Annotated in this window: 22 protein-coding genes and 1 tRNA gene; 21 read left to right on the top strand and 2 right to left on the bottom strand. The window is 41.8% G+C overall.

Going from position 1 to position 24,620, the window contains the following annotated elements; genetic code table 11:
• Positions 1–4: 4 nt before the first annotated feature.
• The 7 genes from dxs to ACFPU1_RS10835 all read left to right on the top strand — a co-directional run bounded on the left by dxs (position 5) and on the right by ACFPU1_RS10835 (position 9,634).
• Positions 5–1,894: a 1-deoxy-D-xylulose-5-phosphate synthase gene (gene dxs, locus ACFPU1_RS10865; protein WP_385940996.1), complete on the top strand. Its 1,890-nt coding sequence runs from the start codon at positions 5–7 to the stop codon at positions 1,892–1,894.
• A gap of 4 nt (positions 1,895–1,898) precedes the next feature.
• Positions 1,899–2,711, top strand: coding sequence for a TlyA family RNA methyltransferase (locus ACFPU1_RS10860; protein WP_385940993.1), 813 nt, complete (start codon positions 1,899–1,901; stop codon positions 2,709–2,711).
• A gap of 368 nt (positions 2,712–3,079) precedes the next feature.
• The gene (ahrC, locus tag ACFPU1_RS10855) at positions 3,080–3,529 is read left to right on the top strand and encodes a transcriptional regulator AhrC/ArgR (RefSeq protein WP_054636457.1); all 450 of its coding nucleotides are present in this window, start codon (positions 3,080–3,082) and stop codon (positions 3,527–3,529) included.
• A gap of 29 nt (positions 3,530–3,558) precedes the next feature.
• The gene (gene recN / locus ACFPU1_RS10850; protein ID WP_385940990.1) at positions 3,559–5,280 is read left to right on the top strand and encodes a DNA repair protein RecN; all 1,722 of its coding nucleotides are present in this window, start codon (positions 3,559–3,561) and stop codon (positions 5,278–5,280) included.
• A gap of 121 nt (positions 5,281–5,401) precedes the next feature.
• Positions 5,402–6,682, top strand: a complete 1,281-nt coding sequence (gene spoIVB / locus ACFPU1_RS10845; RefSeq protein ID WP_385940987.1) for a SpoIVB peptidase — start codon at positions 5,402–5,404, stop codon at positions 6,680–6,682.
• 298 nt (positions 6,683–6,980) lie between these two features.
• Positions 6,981–7,766, top strand: coding sequence for a sporulation transcription factor Spo0A (gene spo0A / locus ACFPU1_RS10840; protein WP_385940984.1), 786 nt, complete (start codon positions 6,981–6,983; stop codon positions 7,764–7,766).
• 122 nt (positions 7,767–7,888) lie between these two features.
• Complete coding sequence (locus ACFPU1_RS10835) at positions 7,889–9,634, top strand: ATP-binding protein (protein ID WP_385940981.1); 1,746 nt, start codon at positions 7,889–7,891, stop codon at positions 9,632–9,634.
• A gap of 240 nt (positions 9,635–9,874) precedes the next feature.
• On the opposite strand, the gene ACFPU1_RS10830 is transcribed toward ACFPU1_RS10835, so the two are convergent.
• Positions 9,875–10,063 (bottom strand): hypothetical protein, encoded by a 189-nt coding sequence (locus ACFPU1_RS10830; protein ID WP_054636454.1) that lies wholly within the window; start codon positions 10,061–10,063, stop codon positions 9,875–9,877.
• A gap of 113 nt (positions 10,064–10,176) precedes the next feature.
• On the opposite strand from ACFPU1_RS10830, the gene steA reads away from it, so the two are divergent.
• The 3 genes from steA to ACFPU1_RS10815 are packed head-to-tail and all read left to right on the top strand — an operon-like array spanning position 10,177 to position 12,748.
• Positions 10,177–11,298, top strand: a complete 1,122-nt coding sequence (gene steA / locus ACFPU1_RS10825; RefSeq protein ID WP_385940978.1) for a putative cytokinetic ring protein SteA — start codon at positions 10,177–10,179, stop codon at positions 11,296–11,298.
• 2 nt (positions 11,299–11,300) lie between these two features.
• Positions 11,301–11,969, top strand: a complete 669-nt coding sequence (locus tag ACFPU1_RS10820) for a glycosyltransferase family 2 protein (protein WP_385940975.1) — start codon at positions 11,301–11,303, stop codon at positions 11,967–11,969.
• Positions 11,945–12,748, top strand: coding sequence for a hypothetical protein (locus tag ACFPU1_RS10815; RefSeq protein WP_385940972.1), 804 nt, complete (start codon positions 11,945–11,947; stop codon positions 12,746–12,748). Before ACFPU1_RS10820 ends, ACFPU1_RS10815 begins: the two co-directional genes overlap by 25 nt.
• 7 nt (positions 12,749–12,755) lie before the next feature.
• On the opposite strand, the gene ACFPU1_RS10810 is transcribed toward ACFPU1_RS10815, so the two are convergent.
• Positions 12,756–13,013, bottom strand: coding sequence for a DUF2627 domain-containing protein (locus tag ACFPU1_RS10810; RefSeq protein WP_100398411.1), 258 nt, complete (start codon positions 13,011–13,013; stop codon positions 12,756–12,758).
• A 191-nt stretch (positions 13,014–13,204) separates the two neighbouring features.
• Between ACFPU1_RS10810 and ACFPU1_RS10805 the strand changes: the two genes are divergently transcribed.
• The 11 genes from ACFPU1_RS10805 (at position 13,205) to ACFPU1_RS10755 (ending at position 24,490) form a co-directional block, all read left to right on the top strand.
• A complete protein-coding gene (locus ACFPU1_RS10805; protein WP_385940969.1) occupies positions 13,205–15,280 on the top strand; it encodes a sigma 54-interacting transcriptional regulator in 2,076 nt (691 codons plus the stop codon).
• A gap of 131 nt (positions 15,281–15,411) precedes the next feature.
• A complete protein-coding gene (yqiS, locus tag ACFPU1_RS10800) occupies positions 15,412–16,326 on the top strand; it encodes a phosphate butyryltransferase (protein WP_385940966.1) in 915 nt (304 codons plus the stop codon).
• 12 nt (positions 16,327–16,338) lie between these two features.
• The gene (bcd, locus tag ACFPU1_RS10795; protein WP_385940963.1) at positions 16,339–17,436 is read left to right on the top strand and encodes a branched-chain amino acid dehydrogenase; all 1,098 of its coding nucleotides are present in this window, start codon (positions 16,339–16,341) and stop codon (positions 17,434–17,436) included.
• A gap of 35 nt (positions 17,437–17,471) precedes the next feature.
• Positions 17,472–18,566: a butyrate kinase gene (gene buk, locus ACFPU1_RS10790; RefSeq protein WP_385940960.1), complete on the top strand. Its 1,095-nt coding sequence runs from the start codon at positions 17,472–17,474 to the stop codon at positions 18,564–18,566.
• A gap of 2 nt (positions 18,567–18,568) precedes the next feature.
• Positions 18,569–19,990, top strand: coding sequence for a dihydrolipoyl dehydrogenase (lpdA, locus tag ACFPU1_RS10785; RefSeq protein ID WP_385940957.1), 1,422 nt, complete (start codon positions 18,569–18,571; stop codon positions 19,988–19,990).
• 18 nt (positions 19,991–20,008) lie between these two features.
• Entirely contained in the window at positions 20,009–21,004 is a 996-nt protein-coding gene (locus ACFPU1_RS10780; protein WP_385940954.1) for a thiamine pyrophosphate-dependent dehydrogenase E1 component subunit alpha, read from the top strand.
• A 16-nt stretch (positions 21,005–21,020) separates the two neighbouring features.
• Positions 21,021–22,004, top strand: coding sequence for an alpha-ketoacid dehydrogenase subunit beta (locus ACFPU1_RS10775; RefSeq protein WP_385940951.1), 984 nt, complete (start codon positions 21,021–21,023; stop codon positions 22,002–22,004).
• A 15-nt stretch (positions 22,005–22,019) separates the two neighbouring features.
• Positions 22,020–23,288: a dihydrolipoamide acetyltransferase family protein gene (locus tag ACFPU1_RS10770; protein WP_385940948.1), complete on the top strand. Its 1,269-nt coding sequence runs from the start codon at positions 22,020–22,022 to the stop codon at positions 23,286–23,288.
• Positions 23,289–23,478: 190 nt separating this feature from the next.
• Positions 23,479–23,901 (top strand): BrxA/BrxB family bacilliredoxin, encoded by a 423-nt coding sequence (locus ACFPU1_RS10765; protein ID WP_100398420.1) that lies wholly within the window; start codon positions 23,479–23,481, stop codon positions 23,899–23,901.
• Positions 23,902–23,945: 44 nt separating this feature from the next.
• Positions 23,946–24,314 (top strand): DUF1129 domain-containing protein, encoded by a 369-nt coding sequence (locus ACFPU1_RS10760; RefSeq protein WP_054636444.1) that lies wholly within the window; start codon positions 23,946–23,948, stop codon positions 24,312–24,314.
• A gap of 101 nt (positions 24,315–24,415) precedes the next feature.
• Positions 24,416–24,490 (top strand) — tRNA-Arg (locus ACFPU1_RS10755).
• The last annotated feature ends 130 nt before the right edge of the window (positions 24,491–24,620 follow it).

Here is a 24,620-nt window from a genome sequence, read left to right as displayed (position 1 = left end):
TTAGATGGATTTGGAAACGATAAAGGACCCCGGGTTTCTTCAAAGCTGTTCCCGTGAAGAAATGGAAAAGCTGGCAGAGGATATCCGCCATTTTTTAATCCAGCGATTATCAGTTACAGGAGGACACCTGGGTCCCAATCTAGGTGTTGTGGAGCTGACATTAATTCTTCATAGCTTGTATGAAAGCCCTAAGGATAAAATTATTTGGGATGTGGGACACCAGGCCTACGTGCATAAAATAGTAACAGGACGTGCCGGCCAATTTGACCAGCTCCGCAAATACCAGGGGTTGTGCGGGTTTCCTAAACGGAGTGAGAGCGACCACGATGTATGGGAAACTGGCCACAGCTCAACATCTCTTTCTGCTGCGATGGGGATGGCACTGGCTCGCGACTTAAAAAAGACGGATGAGAGCGTTGTGGCGGTAATCGGGGATGGTGCTTTAACAGGCGGTATGGCTCTTGAGGCTCTTAACCATATTGGACATGAGCAAACGGATCTGACGATTATTTTAAATGATAATGAAATGTCGATTGCCCCCAATGTCGGAGCCCTTCACAGCATGCTGGGCAGAATGAGGACTGCCGGGAAATATCAGAAGGCCAAGGAAGAACTTGAGTATCTAATCAAAAAAATTCCTGCCTTTGGTGGAAGACTTGCAACAACCGCTGAACGTGTGAAAGACAGTCTCAAGTATCTGCTTGTTTCCGGCATGTTTTTTGAGGAAATGGGCTTTACGTATTTAGGCCCGGTAGATGGCCATGATTATGATGACTTAATTGAAAACATCAACTATGCCAAGAAAACAAAAGGCCCGATGCTGGTTCATGTTATTACCAAAAAAGGAAAAGGGTATGCCCCTGCTGAGAATGATGCAAAGGGGACATGGCATGGGCTTGGGCCATATAAGATCGAATCTGGTGAAGTTGTAAAAAAACCAGGACCTCCCAGCTACAGCGGTGTCTTTAGTAATACCTTGCGCAGAATTGCCCGGGACGATCAAAGGGTGGTGGGTATTACTGCAGCTATGCCTGGAGGAACGAAACTTGATCAATTTGCAGCTGAATTTCCTGACCGAATGTTTGATGTGGGGATTGCAGAGCAACATGCAACAACTATGGCTGGCGGACTTGCAACCCAAGGGATGAAGCCTGTGTTTGCGGTGTATTCCACATTCTTGCAGCGGGGCTACGATCAGCTGGTTCATGACGTATGCCGTCAGAATTTAAATGTTATCTTTGCAATTGACAGAGCAGGCCTGGTAGGGGCTGATGGAGAAACCCACCAAGGTGTATTTGATATTGCTTATTTGCGCCACCTGCCGAATATGAAAATATTAATGCCGAAAGACGAAAATGAGCTTCAGCATATGATTTTTACAGCAGTACAGCATGATGATGGGCCAGTAGCAGTCCGTTATCCTAGAGGAAACGGTTATGGTATTAAGATGGATAAAGAGTTAAAAGAACTTACGATTGGAAAGTGGGAAGTTCTGCGTGACGGCGGTGAATTAACCATCCTCACTTTTGGGACGATGATTCCAGTAGCCATGGAAGCAGCCGAATCACTTGAAAGCCAAGGGGTCTCTGTCCGAGTGGTAAATGCAACCTCTGCCAAGCCTCTTGATGAATCGCTTCTCGAGGAATTAAAGGAAGAAGGAAAACCAATACTGACTTTGGAGGAAGCTGCTCTTCAAGGGAGCTTCGGAAGCGCAGTGCTCGAGTATTATCATGACCATGACAGCCATGGAATGATCATTGAGAGAATGGGAATTCCTGATCGTTATATTGAGCATGGAAGCGTGCCTGAATTGTACGAAGAAATCGGGCTGACACCTGCAAGAGTCAGGGATAAGGTACTAACAATGGTTCCAAGAAAGAGACAAAGGGCGTAAACGTATGAAAAAAGAGAGATTAGATGTTTTATTAGTGGAGCAGGGCTTTTTCGAATCCCGGGAAAGAGCCAAGCGTTCCATTATGGCCGGGCTTGTTTACGTAAATGATGAACGGGTGGACAAACCTGGCATGAAAGTGGATGTACAAGCTCCCCTTCGAGTTAAAGGGGAGCTTCTCCCTTATGTAAGCAGAGGAGGTTTAAAGCTCGAGAAGGCATTGAGTTCATTTAATCTTGAGGTAAAAGATAAAGTGATGCTTGATATTGGTTCATCTACAGGAGGCTTTACAGACTGTGCTCTTCAAAACGGAGCCAAGCTTGTGTATGCTTTGGATGTAGGCTATAATCAGCTGGCCTGGAAGCTGAGAAACGACGAGCGTGTTGTCGTTATGGAAAGAACTAATTTCCGTTACGTCACAAAGGAAGATTTTTCACAAGGAGCTCCTGATTTTGCAACGGCAGACGTTTCATTTATTTCTCTTCGTCTTATCCTCCCGGTTTTAAAGGAGATTCTACAGCCGGAAAGCAATGTATGTGTGTTAATTAAACCCCAATTTGAAGCGGGACGGGATGAAGTTGGGAAAAAGGGGATTGTGAGAGAGCCATCCATTCACAAGAAGGTGATTCAAGACATTGTTGAGTTTGCTGAAGGTATCGGGTATCATCCGTCTGGCCTTGATTACTCACCAGTTAAAGGAGGAGAAGGGAACATTGAGTTTTTACTTCATCTTCTTTGGGATCAAGGGGCTGCCGCAAGCCGGGAGATAAATGAGGAGAAAATTGAACAAATCGTTTATAATGCACATCACCATATGTAGAACGTGTAGGGTCTCCAAAGACCGCCTGGTTCATTGCGAAGAGGAGACCGGTTTTTTTACATAGCTAGAGATGACGTGAGGGTGTCACCAAAAACAGACTTTTTTGGGACACCCTTTTTTCGTTAGGAAGCTGAATAAACTAAGGGGTTTTTATTCAAAAAAAGTGAAGGTGAAAGTGAAGACAAGTCATAAACACTTAAATTCACAAGGGTTTCTCATTATTAATTTATAAATACGTTTGTATGAATATTGAAAATCAGTTATGATATTTGTAGAAATTTGTTTAACAATAGAAAACAAAACATGCCAGCTCTGTGTATCTTTTTTAAGTGCCAGAGAATGTTTACTGTGTTTTTAGGAGGATCAAAATGACCAAAGGACAACGTCATATAAAGATACGAGAAATTATTACGAATAATGAAATTGAAACGCAGGATGAATTAGTTGACCGCTTGAAGAATGCTGGCTTTAATGTAACTCAGGCAACCGTTTCAAGAGATATCAAAGAACTTCATCTTGTAAAAGTACCAACGGCAGATGGAAGGTACAAATACAGCCTGCCTGCTGACCAGCGCTTTAACCCGCTCCAGAAGCTGAGAAGAGCTCTGGTTGACTCTTTTGTGAGCATTGATCATGCTGAAAACATGATTGTTATGAAAACGCTCCCGGGTAACGCAGATGCGATTGGAATTCTGATTGATAATTTAGATTGGCCGGAAGTTATGGGAACCATTTGCGGGGACGATACGATCCTCCTTATTTGCCGTGAGAAAGAACAAACTTCACACATTTCTGACCGATTTCTTGATATGCTGTAATTACATTTTCATGGCAGGAAGGTGTTTTCATGCTTGCAGAACTTTCAATTACAAACTTTGCTATCATAGAACAATTATCAGTGTCTTTTGAAAGCGGATTAACTGTGCTGACTGGAGAGACTGGTGCCGGGAAATCCATAATCATTGATGCCATTGGTTTATTAATTGGCGGACGCGGCTCTGTTGAATATGTAAGGCATGGAGCAAAACGGGCAGAAATTGAAGGGTTGTTTCATATAGACGCTGGACAAATTGCAAAAGAAAAGGTCGAATCGGCTGGCATTGATATCGAAGAAGGGATGATTGTTCTTCGAAGAGAAATTACGAAGCAGGGCAAGAGCATCTGTCGTATAAACGGCAAGCTTGTCACTCTGGCAATTCTCCGTGAGGTTGGCCAAAGTCTCGTTGATATACAAGGACAGCATGATAACCAGGAACTAATGCAAGCTGAAAAACATGCGGGTATGCTGGATCGATTTGCAGGAAAAAAACTCCAGGAGGCCCTTCGGGAATATCAAACCATTTATACTACTTTTCGAAGTGTTGAAAAAAAGGTCAAGCAGCTCCGAGAAAACGATCAGGAGGTTGCTCATCGTCTGGATTTTATTGAATATCAGCTAAAAGAAATAGAAGAAGCGCAGCTACAGCCAGGAGAAGACGAAGAGCTTGAAAAGGAAAAGTATAAATTGGCTAATAGTGAAAAGCTTTTCCGATCTTTAAAAGAAGCATATGAAAGTCTGCATGGGGAAGGCAGGGGACTGGACTGGGCAGGACTTGCCATGAATCATGGAGAAGAAGCTGCCTCGATTGACCCTGACTTGCAAAGCTTATCAGAGACGATAAATAACTGTTACTTTATGCTCGAAGAAGCATCCTACTCACTACGTGATCATGTTGATTCCCTAGAATTTGATCCGGACCGGTTAAACGTTATAGAAGGAAGACTGGACGAAATTCAGCAATTAAAACGGAAATATGGAAACAGCGTCACGGAAATTTTGGAATATGCTTCACGTATTGAGGAAGAAAAAGATTCTCTTGAAAATAAAGATGAAAGAATTCAGCAATATGAGAAGCAGCTTGAAGATCTTTCTCTTGACTTGCTTGCTGAAGCTGAAACATTAACCGACCTTCGTAAGCAGGCGGCAGAAAAGCTTGCTTATGAGGTGAAACAAGAACTTAAAGCCTTATATATGGAAAAGGCAGAACTGTTTGTGGAAATTGGAACCCCGCAAAAAGGAGAAAGGTATACGGTTAACAGCAAGGAAGTCATATTTACGGAGCAAGGGACGGACCGTGTTGAATTCATGTTATCACCAAATGCAGGTGAACCTCTAAAACCTTTGGCTAAAGTAGCCTCAGGAGGGGAGATCTCTCGTATCATGCTCGCTATGAAAACAATATTGTCTGGATTTCAACATATGACTTCCCTTATTTTTGATGAAGTGGATACAGGGGTAAGCGGAAGAGTAGCTCAGGCAATCGCAGAAAAAATTCATCATGTTTCCATCGATTCTCAAGTGTTGTGTATTACTCATCTTCCTCAGGTAGCCGCCATGGCTGATACTCATTTGTACATTAAAAAAGGAGAATCAGAAGGGAGAGTCACTACTTCGGTTGCTCCATTGGCAGAAGAGGAGAAAGTGGATGAAATTGCCAGAATGATCTCAGGCGTTGAAGTGACGGAGCTCACAAAGGATCATGCTAAAGAATTAGTGACGATGGCCGGAAAAATGAAACCCAAAGTATGAAAAGCTGACCAAATTAGGTCAGCTTTTTTAGTTGTTGGTACTTATATTTGTTCTTCTCCAAGGCAACATTATAAGTAAGAAAGAGAGGTGCGAGGTGGGGCGAGGAGTGTGAAAACATTACATGAATTATCAATTAACCCGAAGAATGATTGGGATACTTCTTTTGATTTTGCTAATAGGCATAGGCGTAAATGAATCTGTTCAAAAGTATATCCAGCTCCCTGACAGTTTATTTATATATGAGAAAGAATTTTCTGAAGCAGGCGGCCCGGTCCAGGCAGCTTTAAAACAACTGGATTTAGAAGGTTTATCACTAGAAGTCACAGAAGATGATTTGACAACTGCTGGTGAAAGTATCCCACTTACAATCACAGCAGCTTCCTTTCCAGTAAAGAAAGTGGATGTCCGAGTGATTCCTGATATTGAAGTGGTTCCAGGAGGTCAATCCATTGGGGTGAAATTAAATTCCGAGGGAGTGATGGTCGTTGGCCACCATCAAATTCCTACGGGAAAAGGCAAAATTTCTCCTGGGAAAGAGGCAGGCATTGAAGTCGGAGATGTTATTAAAAAAATTAACGATAAAACAGTCCAGCATATGGGAGAAGTAGCTGACGCTGTTCAGAAAGCAGCGGATGATAAACAAGAAATTTTCCTGACGATTAAAAGAGGCCAGGAAACAATTGAAAAGAAAATGAAGGTAGTAAAAGATGAGGAAGGCGAAGGATATCGTATGGGGTTATACGTACGCGATTCCGCGGCAGGAGTAGGGACCATGACCTTTTACGAACCAGAATCAGGGAAATATGGTGCCTTAGGTCATGTTATTTCTGATACTGACACGAAAAAGCCAATTGTTGTTCATGATGGAGAAATTGTTCGATCATCAGTCACTTCCATCGAAAAAGGAGCCAATGGCGATCCAGGTGAAAAATTAGCACGAATGACAGAAGATCGCAAAATATTAGGGAATATTAACAAAAATAGTTCATTCGGTATTTTTGGAGTGTTAAATAATGACCACCAATTAAAAAATAATGTTATGGATGAATCTCTACCGGTGGCTTTTGCAGAAGAAATCAAAGAAGGTCCAGCAGAAATTCTTACGGTAGTGGAAGGGGAGAAGGTGGAAAAGTTTGGTATTGAAGTCGTAAAATCTTTTCCTCAATCACATCCTGCCACAAAAGGAATGGTTATTAAAGTTACAGACCCAAAACTGCTTGAGAAAACGGGCGGAATTGTTCAAGGGATGAGCGGAAGCCCAATCATACAAAATGGAAAAATCATTGGTGCTGTCACGCATGTTTTTGTAAATGATGCAACGTCAGGATATGCATGTCACATTGAATGGATGCTTGAAGAAGCAGGTGTTGAGACACACATTGAAAAACGAAAGGCAAGTTAACGACTATGCCTTTCGTTATTTACATAATAATTGTTGTTTGTAGTCTTTTCCATTTTTGAAAATTATGATAAGCTCAAAATAAGAAAGGAATGTGACACGGGTTTTAACATAACGTGTTTCTTTTTTTAGTCAATATCCAATATTTTTCGACAAATCACAGATTGTAGTAGTTTGTCAAGTTCTAATGATACATGAGAAGTAATTGGGTCTTTGAGAGGAATATTTGGTTGTAGAACAGGACTCTCACTGAATGCGTCGAAATGATACCTTGGGAATAACTTAACGAGGGGGAACAGGTGTGGAAAATATTAAAGTGTGTGTGGCTGACGATAATCGTGAATTAGTTAATTTGCTTAATGAATACATTAGCTCTCAAGAGGACATGGAAGTCACCGGTTACGCTTTTAATGGACAAGAATGTTTATCTGTTGTGGAAGAAAAGGAGCCGGACGTTCTCGTTTTGGACATCATTATGCCTCACTTGGACGGTCTTGCTGTTCTGGAAAAAATCAATAATGGGGCGGTCACAAAGCGTCCGAAAATTATTATGCTTACTGCTTTTGGACAGGAAGATGTAACAAAAAAAGCTGTTAACCTGGGTGCTTCATACTATGTACTGAAACCTTTTGATATGGAAACGTTAATAGGAAATATAAGAGAAATCAGTGGAAGTCAGTCAGCGGTTCTCCAGTCCCCAATGCCTTCCCGTGCTAAGAAAGAGCCTGAGCCTATTAACCTGAACCAGAGCATTACCAATATTATTCATGAGATTGGTGTTCCTGCCCACATAAAAGGCTACATGTACCTGCGGGAAGCGATATCGATGGTTTATAATGACATTGAGTTGTTAGGGTCGATCACCAAGGTCCTTTATCCGGATATCGCCAAGAAATTTAATACAACATCAAGCCGTGTAGAGCGCGCCATCCGCCATGCGATTGAAGTAGCCTGGAGCCGTGGAAACATAGACTCTATTTCCAAAATGTTCGGCTATACCGTTAACATTTCAAAAGCCAAGCCGACAAATAGTGAATTTATCGCAATGGTTGCGGACAAGCTCCGTCTTGAACATAAAGTAAGCTGACCAACGTTATTACTAAAGGTATGACTTTTAAAGGTAGATGGACAGTCACAGATGGTACCTCTCCCAATAAGCGTTAAGTGGCTTATTGGGTTTTTTACTTTCAAGGCAAGGGGGAGTTGTGAGTGAAAATAGGAGAAAGGGCATTTTCCCTCACCGATCTTACAAATAGTGAAGAAGTTAAAAAGGGAGCCCATATACTATATAGTTTCAATGAAGAAAGTAAATACATTGAAAATGCTTTTGCTTTTGTTAAAGAAGGTCTGGACAAAAACCACCATGTCGTATTCATTGATGAAGACAAACTATTCAATAAACTGGTCAATAAGCTTTTGCAAAATGGCTACTCATCTCAGGAAATCAATCATATTTTCTTCATTAATAACACATATCATTATATGCCTAACAATTTATTTAATGCAGAAAGTAATTCAGCAAAGCTCGAAGACGTAGTGGACCAGTTAGTGGAAAAAGACAAAGTGATTCGCGTATGGGGTCATGTGATATGGCCGGAGGATAAAGCCGTTTTGCACCAGCTGAGAGTGTATGAATGTCAGTGTGACAAAAGAATTTTTGGAGAACGCCTCATTGTAGTTTGTGCCTATAATGGTCTTACAACATCCGCTTACATTCAAAGTGAAATGATGAGAACACATGAGTATTTAATGATGGATGATCGAGTTTCTTTTTCCCCTTTTTATGAAAAACAGCATGCGGAAAGTTTAACCTATACAGAGCAGCAGAGATTAATAAAGATTGAGATGGAAAATAAAATACTAAAAAGCCGAAACAAAGAGCTGGCGGTACAAAAGAAGTTAATTCATGAACAAAAGAAAACTATAGAAGAAAGAGAAAAAATATACCGAACTCTTTTAAACGAAATTCCTACGGCAATGGTTATTACAATAGATAATACAATCGTTTATGCAAACAAACAGGCTTTCATTAATTTCAAAGTGAATAGTGGCCATTCCTTTCAGGGAAGGTGTTTTCTCGATTTTGCACCGCCCGAATCCCGGTCAAAACTAGAAGATCATACAAAAAAGGTAAATGAAAATCGTTTAATAAGAAAAATAGAAATGGAGTTAATGTTGGAAAGTGAAGAGATCACTCCTTTTGAAATTAAAAGCATTCCGATTTGGTTTCAAGGAGACCAGGCAAAACTTCATGTTTTAGTTGACTTAACACAGCAAAAAATAAATGAAAGGTTAATGGTACGTTCGGAAAAGCTGACGATTGCAGGCCAGCTGGCTGCAGGAATCGCACATGAGATTAGGAACCCTTTAACAGCAATTAAAGGTTTTTTTCAATTGTTAAGACACCATGAGGCAGAAGAGGCCTACTATAAAATAATCGAAGATGAACTGACTAAAATTGAACAAATATCAGGAGAACTTCTGATTCTGGCTAAGCCTCACTCTGATGCTCTGAAAAAACATAATATCACGACCATCATTGACAGTATTATTAAACTGCTTCAACCCCAAGCTTCATTAATTGGTGTAGAAATTCTATCTGAGTTCAAAGAGGAAGAGATGCATATTATTTGTGAGGATTCAAAAATTAAACAAGTTTTTATTAACCTCATAAAAAACTCCATGGAAACAATGGATAAAGGCAGGATCACCATTAAAGCGGCCAGACATTTATCACAGACGATCATACAAGTTGTAGATGAAGGAAAAGGGATGAGTCCTGCCATTGTAGAAAAAATAGGAACGCCATTTTTTACTACAAAAGAAAAGGGAACAGGCTTAGGTCTTTTCATTTGTCATAAAATTGTAGAAGAGCATCATGGATCCATTAAAGTAGACAGTGCCGAAGGGATAGGTACGACCTTTACTATCACTTTACCCTTATGTAAAACATAAAAATGGCATCTCAAAAAACAAGCCCTGGAAAGGAGGGCTTGTTTTTTGTTACTTATGGAGATCCCATGAGCTGAAGATCCTAAAGCATGGGTTTCCTAAGAAATCGAGGCATCGAAGACATTGTGAACGCGAAATGTAGTGAAGGGTGAATGGATGTCTCAATTGTACCTTTAGGTGCAAGCGATCTGTAATCAAAATCAGTAACAAAATGTAAAAAAGCCTTTGTATTAAACCTTCTATCTACTCTTCAGGAAGGCTGGAGAGGTAGGATTGGAATAAGTGGCTGACTATTCCGCTTCCTCCATCTACAGCAGGTCTCATTTGTTCAATGCGATTTAAACGAGGATTAAATTGAATGACGTAATGGCGGCCATTATAATTTGCTTGATAGACGTCATATCCATGTCTGGATTCAATAAAGCGAAACATGCTGATTCCTCCTTCCAAGTTACCTATACTATCTCTCTTACTTTCTTCAGTTATTCGAAGAGGGTATTATTTTTTCTTGGTGGGCATACTACCAGGAAAAGGGAGGGATGTTTATGATACATCCAAAAATAGAAGGCATGGCTAGGTATCATGCCAAAACTAAACATTTAATCCCCCAATTAAAACCCGGTGATATTGCTTTTTTATCTCATCAGGATATAGACCCTCTTGCTGCTGAAAGTTTAGCGGAACGGAAAATACAAGCGGTAGTGAATGTGGAGCCTTCCATGAGTGGGAAATTTCAACATGATGGAGTAAGAGTTTTGTTAAACAGAAACATTCCCGTGTTTGATATTGAATGGAAAAGAAAAGCTGTCGAAAACTTCTTTCCAATTAAGATAGAAAATAATCAGTGCTTGACCTTTGGTGACGGCCAATGGAACTTTGGAGGGGAAGCTCGTTATTATGACGAGGATCGATTGGCACATTTGAAACGGAAAGCTTTGTGCCGGCATGAAAATGAATTCCGGCGCTTCGCAAAAAACTCCTTGTACCATGCTGATAAAGATCTCTCTCCTATGCTTGATTCTTTGTTCGATTGGAAGAGTCAGGGTGAAATAAGGGGGAAAGAAGTTCTTTTAGTAATAAGGGGAACTGATTACGAAAAAGACCTCCAGGCTATTAAAAGATGGGTGAAGAAAAAAAAGCTATATAAAATAGCTGTTGATGGAGCAGCGGATGGAATGTTCAAACATAGTCTTCGTCCTGACTTGTTAATAGGAGACATGGATTCTGTGAGTGAACAAGCTTGTAGAAAGGTATCCCGAATATTGGTGCATTGCAGAGTAAACGGGGAGTCACCTGGAAAGAAAAGACTCGATGAAATGAAAGTTGCTTATGAAAGTCTTCCTTTTATCGGTATGAGTGAAGATGCCGCGATCGCATGGGCTTGCAAAGAAGAAGCAGCCAGGTTATATATCGTAGGCGGACATCGAGGGATGGAAGAATACCTTTGCAAGGGAAGAAAGGGAATGGGGTCCTCACTTTTACTAAGAATGTGGGCTGGCTGTCAAGTCACAGACTTGAAAGGTATACATTACTTAAAAGAAAGTCCTTTACCGGCTTTCAATATTGAAAAAATTGTTAATCATATAAGGCCGCTTGTACACCGGGCTAAGAGGAGAATAAAGTGGAAAGCAGACGGGGACATGCTCCAGGAAGAAAAAGGTGGGTGAAAATGAAAACAAGCGTAATTATCCCGGCATTTAATGAAGGGGAGAGCATTGAAAAGACGCTTCAGGCCCTGTATGAAGAAGACTGGATCGAAGAAATCATTGGGGTAAACGATGGAAGTAAAGATGAAACGGGAAAGGTAATGGAAAAATACTGCGACCAAGTGATTCATTTTAAAAAGAATACCGGAAAATCAGCAGCTCTCCAGGCAGGATGGGAAAATAGCAAAGGAGATATTATCATGTGTCTGGATGGAGATCTTAGAGGGAGCGCTGTTTTTAGTCAAAGGCTTTATACCTCACTTGTGGAAAATGATTCAGATATGGTGATTGCAAATGTTCCTGCCGGAAGGCAAAGCGGCCGGGGGATTTTCAAAAAAAGGGTTCAAGCTCAAATTTATAAGAAAACAGGGAGACATATACAATATCCTCTTTCAGGCCAAAGAGCCTTTAAAAGAGCACACCTTCCTTTGTTTCAATCTATGAGGTCCACTGGTTTTGGCATAGAAACGGTCATGACTCTCCAGGCTTTAAACAATGGCCTGCAGATTCTTGAGATAGAGCTTCCATTCACTCATAAGGAATATGGAAAAGCCGTCAAGGGATCATGGCACCGGGGAAAGCAGTGGCTGGAAGTGGAGCGGTGCTTATGGAATTATGGAAAGCAGCACTAATTCTCTTTTTTTTATATGGACTATGGAAAGGTATCTTTTATTTTTCGTTTTATAAAGGATGGACGGTATCCAATTTTAAAGGAAAGCAGACTCCATATACAGCAGGGATGTGGCTGGTGCTTAGCTTCCTTGTTTTTATCTGGGTCCCGGGTGAAGTAACCCTGCCCTTTATCAGCGGGATGATTTACCTGGTGGCTGTTTGGATAGCAGGCTGGCTGGATGATCGTTATGGTAAGCCGTTTCCCAAAGGAATCAAGGGGCATATAAATCATTTTTTTAAATCAGGTGAAATGACTACCGGGCTTTTAAAGCTTACTGTTACTGTTGTTGCTGCTTTCTTTGCTGCCATGGCATATCCTTTTGAACATCCACTGGCGCTCTTTTTTACGTTTAGCTTATTGGTTCTAGGGCCCCATATGTTTAATCTACTTGATACCAGGCCTCTTCGTGTTTGGAAAGTATTTTTTGTTTATGGGATTCTTTTGTTGTATGTAATAAGGGAGGAAGTAACGGTTACCACTTCTCTTCTCTTGATTATGGTGGTCTGGTTTTATATTGAGGCTGCTGAAGAAGGGATGCTTGGGGATAATGGAGCAGCTGCATCAGGGGGTCTTTTGTTTTATTTAACCGCTGTCTATGCTCCCCTGGCTCTACAAGCGGTTGTTTCTGGATTACTGCTTTTTTTTACCATTTATGCAGAAAGACATTCCTTGACGTCGGCAATAGCGGCTTCTCCTTTCCTCTCCAGAATAGACAGTTGGGGAATAGCAAAAAAATAAGCCCCTGCTACTCAGCGGGGACTTCTTTTTTCTGTTTCTTTTGAAAACGGGGCCCTACTTTATTATTCTTTCTGTCTCTATGAAGGACAAATCCGGCGATAAAGGCAATTCCCATTACAAAGATAATAAGGCCAACAAGAAACTGCACCCATAAAAAAGGAAATGGGGGGTGTAGAATATTAAAAAATAAGTCTCTCATTAATTTTATCCCAAGGCCGGCAATCACACCGGGGATGACAAGCATCATCAAAGCAACTGTGCGCATGTTCTGCACCTCTCTTTTGAACAAGCTGATGTGAATAAAAGTGATACTATGGAACGATATATTTACTAACAGATATGGTTTTCTTCCAAGTTACATTGTACTTTATTTTTTGTAAGATTTCCAAAGGTTCTGGTTGAATGTCACGAGTTTTTCATAGATAGTGTAAGGAGAGAGTAACGGGAGGGGAAAAAATGAAAAAAGCTGTCATTGTTGGTGGAGGCAAGGGCGGAGTTTCATTGTTAAGAATGCTCGTGGAAAACGAGAGAATGAAGGTTGCCGGACTGGCTGATATAAATAAAGAAGCTCCCGGTATGAAGCTTGCCTTGGAGCATGGCATACAGACAGCAGCTGATTGGAAAACGCTGCTCTCCACTGAACCTGATATCATTATAGAGGTTACAGGGAAAAAAGAGGTTTATCATGAAATACAGACATTTGCCAAGGCAGAAACAGCAGTTGTTCCTGGACAGGCAGCCGGTATTCTTTATGAGCTGCTCGTGGATAAAGAGCAGCTGATTGAGGAAGTGAAAGCCCATGACCAGTTTCAAAGTATGATATTAAATGCCACACATGATGGAATGATTGCAATTGATGATGAAGAAAAAATTATCTTATTTAACCGGTCTGCAGAAGAGATGACGGATCTAAAAGAACAAATGGTGTTAGGCCGGTACATAAAAGATGTGATTCCAGGAAGTGAGCTGCCAAGGGTTCTTCATAAAGGAGAAGCGGAAGAAAACCAGCCGCTGACTTTTGCTAACGGACGTTCAATACTCAGTACCAGAATTCCATTATGGCTCGAAAATATTCGTGTAGGTGCGTTTGCTGTTTTCAGAGATGTTACTGAGATTGAGCGGATGGCTGAGGAAGTCACAAACTTAAAAAGCATTCAAAAAATGCTGGAAGCGATTATTCAATCTTCCGAGGAAGCAATCTCTGTAGTGGATGAAAACGGCAGGGGAATGATGATTAATCCAGCCTACACAAAAATTACGGGATTAAGGCAGGAAAATGTGATTGGAGAGCCTGCTACAGCAGACATTTCTGAAGGAGAGAGCATGCATTTGAAAGTCCTAAGAACACGAAAAGCCGTTCGAGGGGTGAGGCTGAAAGTTGGCCCTAATAAAAGAGATGTGATCGTAAATGTGGCGCCTGTTATTGTGGATGGAAAGCTTAAAGGAAGCGTAGGGGTTATCCACGATATGTCTGAAATTAAAACGTTAACCGAGGAGTTAAAAAGAGCAAGGCAGATCATACGCACCCTTGAAGCAAAATATACATTTGACGATATTGCCGGACATTCTAAAGAGTTTCTTTTGGCCATTCAACAAGCGAAAGTAAGTGCGGCTGCTCCGATGTCTGTTCTTCTGCGAGGTGAATCAGGCACAGGAAAGGAGTTGTTTGCTCACGCCATTCACAATGAAAGCAACAGAAAGTTCAATAAATTCATTCGCGTTAATTGCGCTGCATTATCTGAATCTCTCTTAGAAAGTGAATTATTTGGCTATGAAGAGGGCGCTTTTTCTGGAGCGAAACGAGGAGGGAAAAAGGGGCTTTTTGAAGAAGCTGACAAAGGAAGCATATTTCTGGATGAAATTGGAGAAATGACATTATCTACACAGGCGAAGCTTCTTCGTGTGCTTCAGGAGGGAGAGATCGTAAGAGTAGGCGGCACAAGAGCTGTTCAGGTTGATGTAAGAGTGATTGCTGCCACAAATGTCAATCTTGAAAAAGCGATTCACAAAAAAGTGTTTCGAGAAGATCTTTATTACCGGATTAATAAACTCCCTATCTTTATTCCTCCGTTAAGGGAAAGAAGAGAAGATATAGCAGTTCTTAGCAACAGAATGATTGAAAAAATAAACCAGGATTTTGGAAGAACAGTAGAAGGCATTACAGAAGAGGCCATAGCAATGCTTAAAGCTTATTCCTGGCCAGGAAATGTAAGAGAGCTTGAAAATGTTTTGGGAAGAGCGGTAATTACAATGCCCCTTTCCCAAACACTTATTGACAGTAAGGATCTTCCACCTTTGGAGGTTGCCAAAACCGCTCCTAACAGCCAGTTACCTTCTTTTGCAACTGATCTGCATCAACAGACTATAACGTTGCAAGAGCAGGTAGAGAACTTTGAAAAACGGGTGTTGTTGAACGCATTGAAGGAGCACGAAGGAAACAAAACAAAAACAGCCAAACAACTGGGGGTTTCCATTCGGAATTTGTACTACAAGTTAAAAAAACATGGTATTGAAGAAAGTAGCATGCAATAAATTGCACACCGTGAAAAATATTTCACGGTGTTTCGTTATGAAAGAAGAGAAAAACCTTTCACAGTGTGGTTTGAAATTGGCATGATATTTGCATTAAAGTATAAGTAGTCCGTCACGAAGGAGTCATTGTAATGAACTTACAAGAAATAATGGAAAATGCATCTGCTTATAAGAAGAAAACCATAGCGATTGCGGCGGCAGATGACGAACGAGTAATTGATATGGTCAAGGAAGCAATAAACAATCAGCTCGGTGAATTCAGGTTATACGGGAATGAGGAAGTCATTCGTTCATTCCTTACATCTAAAGGGTTAAGTGAAATGAGCTCTATCAAAGTCATTCCGGCAAGGGATGTGAAAGAATCTGCAAGATTGTCTGTCATGTCTGTCCGTGAGGGCAAAGCAGATTTATTAATGAAGGGTATGATTCCCACCAGTGTATTGATGAAAGCGGTATTAAACAGGGAGTACGGTTTGCGGAAAGGGAAGGTTTTATCTCATGTAGCAGCCTTTGAGGTGCCAGGTTTTAAGCGCTTGTTTTTTGTCTCTGATTCAGCCATGAATATAGCCCCTGATTTACAACAGAAGGTGGAAATCACAAATAACTCTGTTGAAGTGGCAAGATCGATGGGGGTAATAAATCCAAAAGTAGCCCCTATTTCAGCGGTGGAAGTAGTTAACCCTGATATGTCTGCTACCATTGATGCGGCTGCTCTCAGCCAAATGAATAAAAGGGGGCAGATTAATCATTGTGTAATAGATGGGCCACTAGCACTGGATAATGCAATATCTGTTGATGCTGCTAACTATAAAGGGGTAGGAGGAGAAGTGGCTGGCAGAGCTGACATTCTTCTAGTTCCAACTGTGGAGACAGGAAACATTTTATATAAATCACTCGTCTACTTTGCAGGAGCGAAAGTAGGAGGAATTATAGCCGGGGCCAAGGCTCCAATCATTTTAACATCAAGAGCTGACACTGCAGCGAGTAAGCTCTACTCTATTGCGATCGCTTGTCATGTCAGCGAATATCAGAGCACCTTAGCTTAAGGAGGTAAGGTTATGGAATTATTCAAATATATGGAAAGATACGATTACGAGCAAGTGGTGGTCTGTCAGGATGCTGAATCAGGCCTAAAAGCTATCATTGCTATTCATGATACAACTCTTGGCCCTGCATTAGGGGGGACAAGAATGTGGAAGTATGAGTCTGAGGAAGCGGCCTTTGAAGATGCTCTCCGCCTGGCTAAAGGCATGACTTACAAAAATGCTGCAGCCGGCTTGAACCTTGGGGGAGGCAAAACAGTAATTATCGGTGACCCACGTAAGGACAAAAATGAAGAAATGTTCCGGGCGTTTGGAAGGTATATTCAGGGCTTGAACGGACGCTACATTACAGCTGAAGATGTAGGTACAACGGTTGAAGATATGGATATTATTTATGAAGAAACCGACTTTGTCACAGGAATCTCACCTGCTTTTGGATCGAGTGGCAATCCTTCGCCTGTCACAGCTTACGGGGTCTATGTAGGGATGAAAGCGGCAGCAAAAGAAGCCTTTGGATCAGATGAGCTTGCCGGGAAAAAAGTGGCGGTGCAAGGAGTCGGGAACGTTTCTTATAATCTTTGCAAGCACCTGTATGAAGAGGGAGCTACTTTGATTGTAACCGATATCAATAAAGATGCAGTCTACAGAGCTGTAAGCGATTTCAATGCAAAAGCAGTGGATCCAAGGGACATTTATAAAACAGAATGTGATATTTTCAGCCCGTGTGCTCTTGGAGCTGGGTTAAATGACGAAACCATTCCTTCTATTAAAGCAAAAGTGATAGCCGGCGCTGCAAACAATCAATTAAAAGAAAACAAGCACGGTGATATGCTCCATGAAAGAGAAATCGTCTACGCACCCGATTATGTAATCAACGCTGGCGGAGTGATTAACGTGGCTGATGAGCTGAACGGCTATAACAGTGAGCGTGCTTTAAAGAAGGTGGAAGGGGTTTACCAAAACATAGAGAAAGTAATCAGCATTTCTAAAAGAGATAATATCCCGACTTATGCAGCTGCTGACCGCATGGCGGAGGAACGGATCAGAAAAATGAAAAATTCAAGAAAGCAGTTTTTGCGTAATGAACATCATATTTTAAGCCGTAGAAGATAGTTTATCTTCCGCGGCAGGAATAGGAGGCAGAGCCCTTGAAGCAAATATCAAGCCACCGGATTCTTGTGTTAAACCCAGGATCAACCTCTACAAAGGTTGGCGTATTTGAAAATAAAGCATCCTTATTTTCAAAGGTCGTCCGTCATCGTCAAGAAGACATTAAGGCGTATTCAAACATAGTTGACCAATATCAATTTAGAAAACAGGCAATACTGGAGTCACTGGATGTGGAAGGGATCAGCTTGTCAAAAATTGACGCTGTTGTCGGCAGAGGGGGACTTCTTCGCCCGATTGAAAGCGGTACTTATGAAATATCGGGAGCGATGATTAAGGATTTGAGAGAAGGGAAATATGGAGAGCATGCTTCAAACTTAGGTGCATTGATAGCCTTTGAGATCTCAACGCAGTTAAATATTCCTTCTTATATCGTTGACCCTGTGGTAGTGGATGAATTAATGCCTGAAGCCAGACTGACCGGTTTAAAAGAAATAAAAAGAAAAAGTATTTTTCATGCACTGAATCAAAAGTCTGCCGCAAGGAAGGCTGCAGATGAAATTGGAAAACCTTATGAAGAAGCCAATTTGATTGTTGTACACTTAGGAGGCGGAATTACTGTCGGTGCCCATAAAGATGGGAAAGTTGCAGATGTAAACAATGGCTTAAATGGAGACGGTCCCTTTTCTCCTGAAAGGTCGGGTACGCTTCCTGTTGCTGATGTCATTAGCATGTGTTTTTCCGGGCGTTACACCATATCAGAGATGATGAAAAAGGCCGCTGGACAAGGAGGGCTGGTAAGCTATTTTGGCACCAATAATGCTGAGGAAGTTGAAGCTCAAATAGTACAAGGCAATCATGAAGCTGAGGAAGTAATGAGGGCTATGGCTTACCAGATCGGAAAAGAAATTGGAGCCCGAAGTGTTTGTTTAAGTGGAAAAGTAGATGCTATTATTTTGACCGGAGGCCTGGCTCATAGTGAATGGCTGACTGGAGAAATTATTAAGATGGTAAGCTGGATCTCAGATGTGATCGTGTATCCGGGCGAAGATGAGCTTCGTTCCCTTGCCGAAGGGGCTCTTCGTGTCTTAAAGAAGGAAGAAGAACCGAAGATTTACGGTTATAAGGAGGGATAGAAATGGCAGAAGAATATGATTTAGTGATCCTTGGCGGGGGAACAGGCGGGTACGTGGCAGCTATCCGTGCAGCGCAATTAGGATTGAAAGTGGCCGTAGTTGAAAAGGAGAAGCTTGGAGGCACGTGTTTACATAAAGGCTGTATACCAAGCAAAGCTTTTTTGCGCAGTGCAGAAGTGTATCATACAGCAAAAACGAGCGAAGATTTCGGGGTGAATACAGAAGGGGTATCTCTTGATTTCAATAAGGTGCAGTCACGTAAGGATAATATAGTAAACCAGTTGTACAAAGGTGTTCAGTACTTGTTGAACAAAGGGGATATTCATGTCTATAAAGGACATGGGCGAATACTGGGTCCTTCTATTTTTTCCCCAAGTCCGGGTACGATCTCTGTAGAAATGGACAGCGGAGAAGAAAATGAAATGCTTATACCAAAAAACGTTATTATTGCTACAGGGTCCAGGCCCAATACTCTTCCTGGGATGGATCCAGATGGGAAACAAATTCTCACCTCTGACGAAGCGTTGGAATTAGAAAACCTGCCTTCTTCCATTATTATCATTGGAGGAGGCGTCATTGGGATTGAATGGGCTTCAATGCTCTCTGACTTTGGAGTGGAAGTAACAGTGTTGGAATACAGCAGGCGAATTCTTCCTGGTGAGGATGAAGAGGTATCCAAAGAAATAGCCAGTCAGCTGAAAAAAAGGGGCGTCAAGATCGTTACAAATGCTAAAGTGCTCCCTGAGAAAACAAAAAGGGAAACAGACGTAACAATATACGCTCTGGAAGGTGAGAAAGAGCAGGCTTACCAGGCCAAATCTGTTCTCCTCTCTGTAGGGCGCAAAGCAAATACGGAAGACATTGGACTTCAAAATACGGATATTGTGGTGGAAAAAGGTTTTGTCCAAACAAATAAGTGGCAGCAGACGAAAGAGTCTCACATTTATGCGATCGGTGATGTTATCGGAGGAATGCAGCTTGCTCATGTTGCTTCTCACGAAGGAATCATAGCCGTTGAGCATATGACAGAAAACCACCCTCACCCATTAGATTTTTCTCTTGTTGCCCGCTGCACCTACAGTCGTCCCGAAGTGGCCAGTATCGGCTTGACAGAAGAGCAGGCCAGAGAAGAAGGCTATGATACCAAAATAGGTACATTCCCATTTAAGGCAATAGGAAAAGCCTTAGTGAATGGAGACGCATCAGGGTTCGTTAAATTTATTGCTGACAAAGAAACTGATGATCTACTAGGTGTTCATATGGTCGGGTCGCATGTAACAGACCTTATCTCAGAGGCAGCCGTTGCCAAGCTCCTGGATGCAGCAAGCTTTGAAGTGGCTGAGGCGATTCACCCGCATCCAACATTATCTGAGATCATTGGTGAAGCTGCTCTGGCAGTGGATGGAAAAGCGATACATTCATAATAACTAGGGGGGATATGTATGGCCGTACTACGACATGAAGAATTAGGGCTCTCAAAAGAGCAGGTAATTGAAATGTATGAACAAATGCTTATGGCCCGTAAGATCGATGAGCGAATGTGGCTCTTAAATCGTGCTGGAAAAATACCTTTTGTGATCTCTTGTCAAGGACAGGAGGCCGCTCAAGTCGGAGCAGCCATGGCGTTAGATCGTGAAAAGGATTATGCGCTCCCGTATTACCGTGATATGGGAGTGGTCCTTGCCTTTGGGATGACGGCAAAGGATTTAATGATGTCAGGATTTGCTAAAGCAGAGGATCCAAATTCAGGCGGACGACAAATGCCAGGGCATTTTGGACAGAAGAAAAATCGGATTGTAACTGGTTCATCCCCTGTAACAACCCAGGTGCCGCATGCCGTTGGGATTGCTTTGGCAGCCAAAATGGAAAAGAAAGATTTCGTTACCTTCACGACCTTTGGAGAAGGCTCTTCCAACCAGGGCGATTTTCATGAAGGAGCAAACTTTGCCGGTGTTCATAAGCTTCCTGTCATTTTAATGTGCGAAAATAACAAATATGCTATTTCCGTTCCTATAGAAAAACAGCTAGCGTGTGAAAAGGTTTCCGATCGGGCGATAGGGTACGGGATGCCTGGCTTTACGGTAGATGGAAATGATCCCCTTGCTGTTTATGAAGCAGTGAAAAATGCAGCGGATCGTGCAAGGAAGGGTGAGGGGCCTACCTTGATAGAAACAGTGTCCTACAGACTCACCCCTCATTCAAGTGATGATGATGACCGTTCTTACAGATCAAGAGAGGAGGTAGAGGAAGCAAAAAAGCGGGACTCTATCTTTACTTTCAGCACTTATTTAAAAGAAAATAACGTAATGACAGAGGAAGAAGAAAATGTGCTCCTTGAAAAAATCAAACGCATAGTAGATGAAGCTACTGATGCTGCTGAAGAAGCGGCTTATGCTGATCCGGATGATCTTTTTAAACATGTATATAAAGAACAATAGAAAGGGGTGAAGAACATTGACAATGATGTCCTATATACAAGCAGTAACACGTGCGCTGAGAGAAGAAATGCAGCGGGATGAAAAAGTGTTTATTTTAGGAGAAGATGTGGGGGCAAGAGGTGGAGTATTCCGAGCTACCGAAGGACTCTATGAGGAGTTCGGTGAAGAGAGGGTTCTTGACACGCCTCTTGCAGAATCAGCTATTGCCGGTGTGGGGATTGGAGCAGCGATGTATGGCATGAGGCCTGTTGCCGAAATGCAGTTTGCTGACTTTATTATGCCGGCAGTCAATCAAATTGTTTCTGAAGCCGCAAAAATCCGCTACCGCTCAAATAACGATTGGAGCTGCCCGATAACGATTCGTGCGCCTTACGGCGGAGGTGTTCACGGTGCATTGTATCATTCTCAGTCCGTAGAAGCTCTATTTGCAAACGTACCTGGCTTGAAAATTGTAATGCCATCAACTCCTTATGATGTAAAAGGGCTATTAAAAGCGGCGATCCGTGATGAAGACCCAGTCTTGTTTTTTGAACATAAACGAGCATACCGCCTCATTAAAGGTGAGGTTCCCGAAGAAGACTACACCCTTCCAATTGGGAAAGCAGATATAAAAAGAGAAGGGGAAGATGTGACCGTCATTACCTATGGCCTTTGTGTTCATTTTGCTCTGCAAGCCGCTGAAAAGCTTGCCGGAGAAGGGATTTCTGCTCATATACTTGATTTGAGGACGGTGTATCCCCTTGATAAAGAAGCAATAATTGAAGCAGCCAGCAAAACAGGTAAGGTTCTCTTAATAACTGAGGCCAACAAAGAAGGAAGCATCATGAGTGAAGTGTCTGCAATCATCAGCGAGAATTGTTTATTTGACCTTGATGCTCCTGTTCAAAGATTGGCAGGTCCAGATGTTCCAGCCATGCCTTACGCCCCTACAATGGAAAAGCACTTTATGGTTAACCCGGAAAAAGTAGAGGCTGCGATAAAAGATTTAGCAGAATTTTAAAGGAGGTGTTTGTTCATGGCTGAAAAAATTACAATGCCCCAGCTCGGAGAAAGTGTAACAGAAGGGACGATCAGTAAATGGCTTGTAAAGCCTGGCGACAAGGTAAATAAATATGATCCTATTGCCGAGGTAATGACAGATAAAGTGAATGCAGAAGTCCCCTCTTCTTTTACAGGGACAATAACCGAATTAGTAGCAGGGGAAGATGAGACAATCCAGGTAGGCGATCTAATATGCTATATGGAGGTTGAAGGAAAAGGCAGCACTGATCAACGCAGTAAAGAAAATGTTCAACCTCCAAAAGAAGAAGAAAAGCAAAGTACAGACTCTTCGGCCCAGTCAATGAAAACGCGCTATTCGCCAGCCGTTCTCCGCCTTGCTCAGGAAAATGACATTGATCTATCCACTGTGCAAGGAAGCGGGAGAGGAGGCCGAATTACCCGGAAAGATGTACTTTCTCTTGTAAACAAAGGTGCAAAACCTGCAAGGGAAGAAAAGCATGATACTTATGAAGAACCAAAGAAGAGAGCTCCCTCCATTGAACAGAAGCAACAGATCGAAGAGAAGCAGAAAAGTGAGTCTGGTGATCAAGAAATACCTGTGAGCGGAGTTAGAAAAGCGATAGCCGTTAACATGGTAAGAAGCAAACATGAAATCCCTCATGCCTGGACGATGGTTGAAGTGGATGTTACAAACATTGCAAAGTTCAGGGAAGCAAACAAAAAGAAATTTAAAGAAAAAGAAGGCATCAGTCTTACCTTCTTCCCATTTTTTATGAAAGCTGTTGTGGAGGCATTAAAAGAATACCCAGAGCTTAATTCTACGTGGGCAGGAGATAAGATCATCCGCAAGAAAGACATCAATTTGTCTATTGCAGTTGCCACGGAGGATGCTCTGTTTGTTCCTGTGGTAAAGCATGCTGATGAAAAAAGCATAAAAGGACTTGCCAGGTCTGTTCAGGACTTGGCGGGTAAAGTGAGAAATGGCACGTTGAAAGGTGAAGAAATGCAAGGAGGAACCTTTACGATAAACAACACAGGATCCTTTGGCTCAGTTCAGTCGATGCCTATTATTAACCACCCTCAGGCAGCTATCCTTTCCGTAGAATCCATTGTGAAAAAGCCTGTGGTGATGGAAGGTGACATGATTGCGATACGCCACATGGTCAACTTGTGCCTGTCTTTAGATCATAGGGTGCTGGATGGATTAGTATGCGGACGTTTTCTTTCAAGTATTAAAACGCGCCTGGAGTCTTTTGATCCGGAGAGCGAGTCCTTGTACTAACAAAGCCAGAGCTATTCACTTGTTTTCAAAGTAATAAGTGAATAGAAAAAGGTGTTCATTCAGGCTCCTTGAAGATAAAGTTGTTGGCTCTTTTAAAAATAAAAAGAAGCTGGTTTACTTGTGAATACACTCTGGTATTGTTTACAATAGAAGTAGTACATGGGTTTAGGAAAAGAAAGGATGGTTAGAGATGGATTTTAATTTTATGATAAATGATGTAGTTCAGGCAGCGAGAAAGGATATGGATGAGGCAGGTTATGAACAATTAACATCTGCTGAAGAAGTAGAGGAGACTTTATCAAAGCAAGGCAGCACACTTGTTATGGTAAACTCTGTTTGCGGTTGTGCCGGAGGCATTGCTCGTCCTGCAGCAGCCTATATGAGAAATTACGAAAAGCAGCCTGATCGTTATGTAACAGTTTTCGCTGGCCAGGATAAGGAAGCGACTGAAAAAGCCCGTTCTTTCTTTACTGGTTATGCTCCTTCTTCCCCTTCCTTTGCTTTAATTAAGGACGGAGAAATCAAAACCATGGTTGAGCGCCATGAAATCGAAGGACATGAACCTATTCATGTTGTTCAAAAGCTGGAAAAAGCTTTCGATGAGAACTTGTAATCGCCAAAAAACGTATAAGGACTGTTAACAAAGGATGAAATTTGATGGATAAATTTTACGCACAAGTTCAAGAATACCTTAATATGGAAGAAGAAATTGACTTTAAAGAGTTTAATGAATATTATCAGCAGGTACTCGAATATTTGGATAAAGAATCTGCAGATTTATCTGAGGAAGATGTCTGGAAAGCTCTATTTGTTGTTGAAAGTATTATGTCCAACGCCCAAAATAGAGCCAAACATGCTGATACGACAAAGGAACAAAAGAAATACAAGCGTATGGCCAAACGTACTAAGCTATATGCCCAGCATTTCACAAAGCGTCTTCATGATGCTGGTTATAATGATGAGGAAATTGGGGCAAGGTTTAAAGAAATGTTAGAAGAAGACACTGCGACAGCAGAAAAAGAATGACCGGAAAAGGGCTGGTATAGGTGCCAGTCCTTTTCACCTTAAAAACAATGATTGACACAACAAAGAGAATTAGATACAATTGTCATTGTCTTAAAAAATCTGCGCCTATGGTGAAAGGGATATCACGCGAGATTCCGGTTCTCGTATTCCAGGTTCGAATCCTGGTAGGCGCGCCAATTATAATGATGATTTAATTACATAATCGCAAAGACAGTGATGAGCATCACTGTCTTTTTTTATTGTGTGCCCGGCATGGGTATAAACTCTAGGGTTAAAGTCCCGAACGGTGAAGGTCGTTGTAACCGC

The organism is Thalassorhabdus alkalitolerans (assembly GCF_042656525.1).
GTDB classification, from domain to species: domain Bacteria; phylum Bacillota; class Bacilli; order Bacillales; family Marinococcaceae; genus Thalassorhabdus; species Thalassorhabdus alkalitolerans.
Note: the sequence above shows the minus strand (reverse complement) of the source record. Positions and strands in the feature narration are given on the sequence as shown.